The following is a 5,125-nucleotide window of genomic DNA, read 5'->3' on the forward strand; positions in this document are numbered from 1 at the left end:
TCCCTCCACCCGCATAGCGGGTGGTTTTTTGTTTCGCGCGTTTCACGCACTCAACAGGCTAAAGCCATAACAAAAAAACGGCATCTCTGCCGTTTTGGTTTAAATCTGAGGTTAAAATCTACCGGAAATGAGCGTTTCCAGCGACCCTTTTTCCTACTAAATCTCAACCTCATTGTATTTTTCCAGTAAATGTTGAATCTGGCGCTCCAGCCAATGGCCTAACAACGGATGTGGAAGCAGCGTCTCGCCACTATACACATAATCCAGCTCCTTTAGTCGGCCCGGAATCACCTTCATGGTGAAAAAACCAGCACTCAAAAACAGCGGCGCCACAATCACCCGGCTCCCCCGGTCTTCAATCCAGTATTTCGCCTTGTCGTACACACTATCCGGATTAAGCAGCGCATAGTCGGTATGAGCTACACCACTGACTTCCTGCACCCGCTGTGCAAGCGAAGAAATCCCCGCTTCCCAGCGCTGACGGAATCCATCGTGAATGCTCCCATGTCCGACGAGCAGAATCGTTTCCTGCTCTGGTTGCTGCGAAAGGGCCTTGACCTTGTCCCAGACCATGACCGCAATATCCGGATCATTACCCACAGGATAACCGAAGTGGACTTGTGCTTTTACGTTGAAAGGCTCCAGATCAGTCTCTCGTTCCGGAGCATCTTTGGCACCGATGGCATACTCAATCTCATCCACATGTGTACTGCCGGACGATACAAACAGAGGTATGACCATTATATCGGTTACGCCCTGTGCCTCCAGTCGGTCGATACCGTCCTGGATCAGGCGTCCTTCCACAAGTTCAAGAAACCCGGCTTCCACGGGCAATGGTACAGGCAGTTTCAACCGGGAGACCGCGTCATCGACGGATTCTACCCAGGTCTTCTCCTGAGAACCGTGACTAATGATGAGTACACCCGGTTTCTTCATCCTTAACGTCCCAGGCGTTCCAGTGTCATTTTATAACCATCATTGCCATAGTTCAGGCAGCGTTTTACACGAGAGATCGTGGCTGTACTTGCACCTGTCTCAGCTTCAATCTGGTTATAGGTATTTCCTTTGCCAAGCATACGTGCTACTTCCAGCCGCTGGGACATGGATTGAATCTCGTTTACGGTGCAGAGGTCATCAAAAAACACATAACACTCTTCAATATCTTTTAGAGTCAAAATAGCCTCAAATAATTGTTCAATGCTTTTATCATTTAGCTTTTTCAGCTGCATTTCATCATCATCCCCTAGCGGTTACTGTGTACCTTCATTGTACTCACCCTGAGTTGGTATTTCAAGCGTTAACGATTTCACGCACTACAGAACAAAAATACATGTTACCGCTTACATGGCGTATTAATGTCCTCCCTGCGCGCACAATCCCCCTCTATCTCACGGTTTTCAACCTTTTCCCACGTATATTTCCAATTAAACTTGTAGGTATTTACCCATTTTAAATGTGACGAATTTGTGTCTAAACGATAAAATTCTACTGTGAACCTCTCATCCTCTCCTGCGCCCAAATCCGCAAATATCCCGCTTTACGGGATACTCGCCTACGCCGTCTCTCCGCTAATGACATACAGTATATCAAAAGGGAGTTCCATCTCGGTCTGTTATGCACATCGAGCAGCTGAAGGAACGCAATTCCGAAATCCAACATAGAAGGAACGTGATAGTTCATGCCTCAGCATTATTATCACCGCCGGCCCGCTCCACGGCAGCGTCCGTCTTCCCATACGCATCGGCAGCCCCATACTTCTGCCTATATGCCGCCTGGGGCGATCCCGCGGTCATTGAATGAAGGCCAGGTTCAGCCCATGTATCCTGGTGTAGATCCATACTATCCTCCACTCCAAGAAGTTGAAGCATCGGCACTTGTACCTTATAGTCCAGGTGGTGGAGACTTGTTAGGCGGGGGAGCTCCTCTTGTTTCTCCTGTTCCAGTGGAAGCGCCTGCGTCTTCCTCAGGCTTTTCCCTGGCCAATATCGGCGAACTGAAAGGAATGATCGACCGCTTCGGTGGAATTGATGGCATCATGAGCGGAATCGGCAAAATGCAAAAGGTCGTTGGCGGTTTCCAGCAGATGGCACCAATGATGAAACTGGTGATGGGGATTCTGCCTTTTGGAAAAGGAAAAAAAAGCAGTGCGGCGGATAAAGATTATGAAGAGTATTCTCCACCTCGCTCACGCAAACGCCGTAAGAAAACGACTTCTGCTCCACGCAAACGTAATTCGAATAGCAAATCCGGCCGTAATAAGTCCAATACCACGAAACGTCGTCCCAAAAGAAGCAAAAAAAACTAACACTTTTCCCAGGCGCCCTCTTTCATTAGGGGGTGCTTAATCCACTTCAACCTTATTCTTCCCCTTCATTCCACTCATTCTTTCATAGTAAGTAAGAACCTATTCATAATAGATATTTTTAGGAACCTATGTTCTTATTCCTATGATTTGAGGTATACTGGATAGTAATTAAAGGAGGCGGACTATGGAACTGTTCAAAGATAAATATACTCCCGCATTAATCGAACGGACGGGAGAACGGTTACACCAATTTTACCCCAAGCTGGACAAGCAGCAATTTCGTGAACTTGTATTCGCCGAGGGCTGGGGAGAGCTGGAATTCAAAGCTCGTATCCGCCGGATTACACTCGCTTTGACCGAGGTTCTGCCTGACAACTATGAAGAAGCATTGCATGTGATTGAGCAGGCAGCACCACAGATGCGAGGAGTCGAGTATCTGTTCGTACCGGATTTTGTCGAAGTGAATGGACTTGCACCGGAAAACTACGAGCTATCCATGAAGTACTTGACCCTCTTCACACCTTATTCCAGTTCCGAGTTCGCGGTACGCCCGTTTATTGAACGATATCCTATCGAAACGATGAAACGAATGATGCAGTGGACAAGCAGCCCCAATGAGCATATTCGCAGACTTGCCAGTGAAGGCAGTCGCCCACGTCTACCATGGGGCTCCAAACTGCGGGGATTCATCACCGATCCAACACCAGTACTTCCCATTCTTCATGAATTGAAGCAGGACGAGTCCCTGTATGTCCGGAAAAGTGTAGCCAATCACCTGAACGACATCTCAAAAGATCATCCGGCACTGGTTCTGGATTTGGCCTTCAGCTGGTATGGACAACATGAGCATACCGATTGGATTGTTCGTCATGCAAGCCGCTCCTTGCTGAAAAAAGGGCATCCGAAGGCGCTAAGTCTCTTTGGCTATGTCGAGCAGGATGCGACACATATCGAGCATCTTCAGCTTGCAAGTGATACCGTGGCCATTGGAGAGGACCTTCATTTTTCCTTTGATGTCGTGAACGAAAGTGGTCAGTCCCAGATGCTGCGGATCGAATATGAAATTGGATATATGAAAGCGAATGGCAAGCAGGCACCCAAACGTTTCAAATGCTCGGACAAGAATTTCCCTACCGGGAGAACTAGAGTTGCAACGAAGCAATCGTTCAAAGTCATTACGACGAGAAAGCATTACGCTGGCTTGCATACGCTAACGATTGTTGTGAATGGACAACCTGCCGCTACGGCCACTTTTGTACTGGAGCCATCCGAGTAACCCCTGAATGGCATGTAGCAAGTTAACTTAGGATGAACACTTAGCACGGTTCATTTCATTTCATTTTATGATATCGATCCCATGTTGAAATTCAGCTCATGGAATCCGCTCCTTGAGAAATTCCCTACGGCGTCTTCAGTACTGAAGATGCCTTTTACCTTTTACCTTTTTACCCATGTTTGTAACAGCCCCAATTCCCTCAAAATCTAGTTGTGCACATGATGCTTCTTCATTTATCTTATCCACATGTGGACATCTATTCAGACAACGAATCAATATGTACTCCTATATGTGCTTTATACACATCTTTCACAGGCTAAAGAAGCGATCTTTGCAGATCGCTGACCTTTATCTTACTATTTACTTGTTATCCCGCTTAGCTTCTATTCTTCCTTACTTAAACCAGCCCCGCTTCACAAACCAAGCCACCATGCTTCCGCCCAGAACAAACATCAGCAGCAGCACTGCCCCATACCCAAACTTCCATTGCAGCTCAGGCATATAGGCAAAGTTCATGCCATAGATCCCCGCAATCAGCGTCAGTGGCATAAAAACGGTTGTAATCACGGTAAGGGTCTTCATAATCTGGTTCATTCGATTAGAATTCAAGGAGATGTAACTGTCGCGCAGGTCTGCCGTCATTTCCCGATCGGCTTCAATCATGTCGGTCAGCTTCAACAAATGGTCATAGATATCCGTAAAATATACGGTATGCTCCCCTGATCGCTGCACATGTTGGGAATTAACTACCCGATAGAGCAAATCCCGCATGGGCACTACCGTTCGTCTAAGCTTCAGCAATCGACTGCGCAGGTCGAACACCTGATTCATCAGGTCTTCCACCGACTCCTTGCCGCCCCGGTTCTCCAGTTCAGCCAGCTCATCCTCAATGGCAAACAGAGACGGGAAATAATGATCGACCAGCTTGTCCATCACCGTATACGCCGCTGCTACCGGACCCCGAGCCCAGATGGTTCGTTCGTGCGCATGATGCAGCAACCGATCCCACGCTTCATCGACTTCTTCCAGCGCCCCATGATGAAAGGAAACCAGGAAGTTCGAACCTAGAAACAGATCCACCTCCTCCGCTTCCAATGTGGAAGGGTTCAGCGCATGCAACACAAGGAACTGTAAGTTGTCATAATAATCGAGCTTGGGCCGCTGCAGCACAAGCATACAATCCTCAATAGCTAATGGGTGAAAATGAAAATATGTATCCAGCAACCGGCTTTCCTCTTCCGAAGGCTGATTGAAATCCGCCCAAACCCAAGCGTATTCCTGCAGATCCAGCTGTGTAAGCGGTACATTTACAGATACCTGATGATCCCGTGAGATGGCGAGTGTACGAATCATAAATTAGACCACGTCCTTGTCTTGTATCCTTTACGTTATTGTACAACTTTAACCCCTGAATCGTCTCCTGCAACAGCCCATTATACACACGTTATCCTGTGAACGCGACAACAAAAAAAGGGGCTGTCCCATAAGTCATAAAATTGGCTAGGGACAGCCCTGTTTTCCAAATTGTAAAACAAAAAGAAACC

At 47.5% G+C, this 5,125-nt stretch carries 5 protein-coding genes; 2 read left to right on the top strand and 3 right to left on the bottom strand.

Features of this window, described 5'->3' with window-relative positions:
* Positions 1-156: 156 nt before the first annotated feature.
* Both P5G61_RS31730 and P5G61_RS31735 read right to left on the bottom strand, forming a co-directional pair.
* Positions 157-936 (bottom strand): sirohydrochlorin chelatase, encoded by a 780-nt coding sequence (locus P5G61_RS31730; protein ID WP_301250113.1) that lies wholly within the window; start codon positions 934-936, stop codon positions 157-159.
* 2 nt (positions 937-938) lie between these two features.
* Positions 939-1,229: a YerC/YecD family TrpR-related protein gene (locus P5G61_RS31735; protein ID WP_017690665.1), complete on the bottom strand. Its 291-nt coding sequence runs from the start codon at positions 1,227-1,229 to the stop codon at positions 939-941.
* Positions 1,230-1,678: 449 nt separating this feature from the next.
* Between P5G61_RS31735 and P5G61_RS31740 the strand changes: the two genes are divergently transcribed.
* Both P5G61_RS31740 and P5G61_RS31745 read left to right on the top strand, forming a co-directional pair.
* On the top strand, positions 1,679-2,305 hold the full coding sequence (locus tag P5G61_RS31740; protein ID WP_301250115.1) for a tyrosine protein kinase: 627 nt from the start codon (positions 1,679-1,681) through the stop codon (positions 2,303-2,305).
* A gap of 184 nt (positions 2,306-2,489) precedes the next feature.
* Complete coding sequence (locus P5G61_RS31745) at positions 2,490-3,581, top strand: DNA alkylation repair protein (RefSeq protein WP_301250116.1); 1,092 nt, start codon at positions 2,490-2,492, stop codon at positions 3,579-3,581.
* 393 nt (positions 3,582-3,974) lie between these two features.
* On the opposite strand, the gene corA is transcribed toward P5G61_RS31745, so the two are convergent.
* Positions 3,975-4,934 (bottom strand): magnesium/cobalt transporter CorA, encoded by a 960-nt coding sequence (gene corA, locus P5G61_RS31750; protein WP_301250117.1) that lies wholly within the window; start codon positions 4,932-4,934, stop codon positions 3,975-3,977.
* Positions 4,935-5,125: the final 191 nt, after the last annotated feature.

This window comes from Paenibacillus vandeheii (assembly GCF_030433635.1).
In the GTDB taxonomy this organism is placed as follows: Bacteria; Bacillota; Bacilli; order Paenibacillales; family Paenibacillaceae; genus Paenibacillus; species Paenibacillus vandeheii.

Coding starts and splice junctions, on each gene's coding strand:
- P5G61_RS31730 (WP_301250113.1), bottom strand. CDS start 936: ATGAAGAAACCGGGTGTACTCATCATTAGTCACGGTTCTCAGGAGAAG.
- P5G61_RS31735 (WP_017690665.1), bottom strand. CDS start 1,229: ATGCAGCTGAAAAAGCTAAATGATAAAAGCATTGAACAATTATTTGAG.
- P5G61_RS31740 (WP_301250115.1), top strand. CDS start 1,679: ATGCCTCAGCATTATTATCACCGCCGGCCCGCTCCACGGCAGCGTCCG.
- P5G61_RS31745 (WP_301250116.1), top strand. CDS start 2,490: ATGGAACTGTTCAAAGATAAATATACTCCCGCATTAATCGAACGGACG.
- corA (WP_301250117.1), bottom strand. CDS start 4,934: ATGATTCGTACACTCGCCATCTCACGGGATCATCAGGTATCTGTAAAT.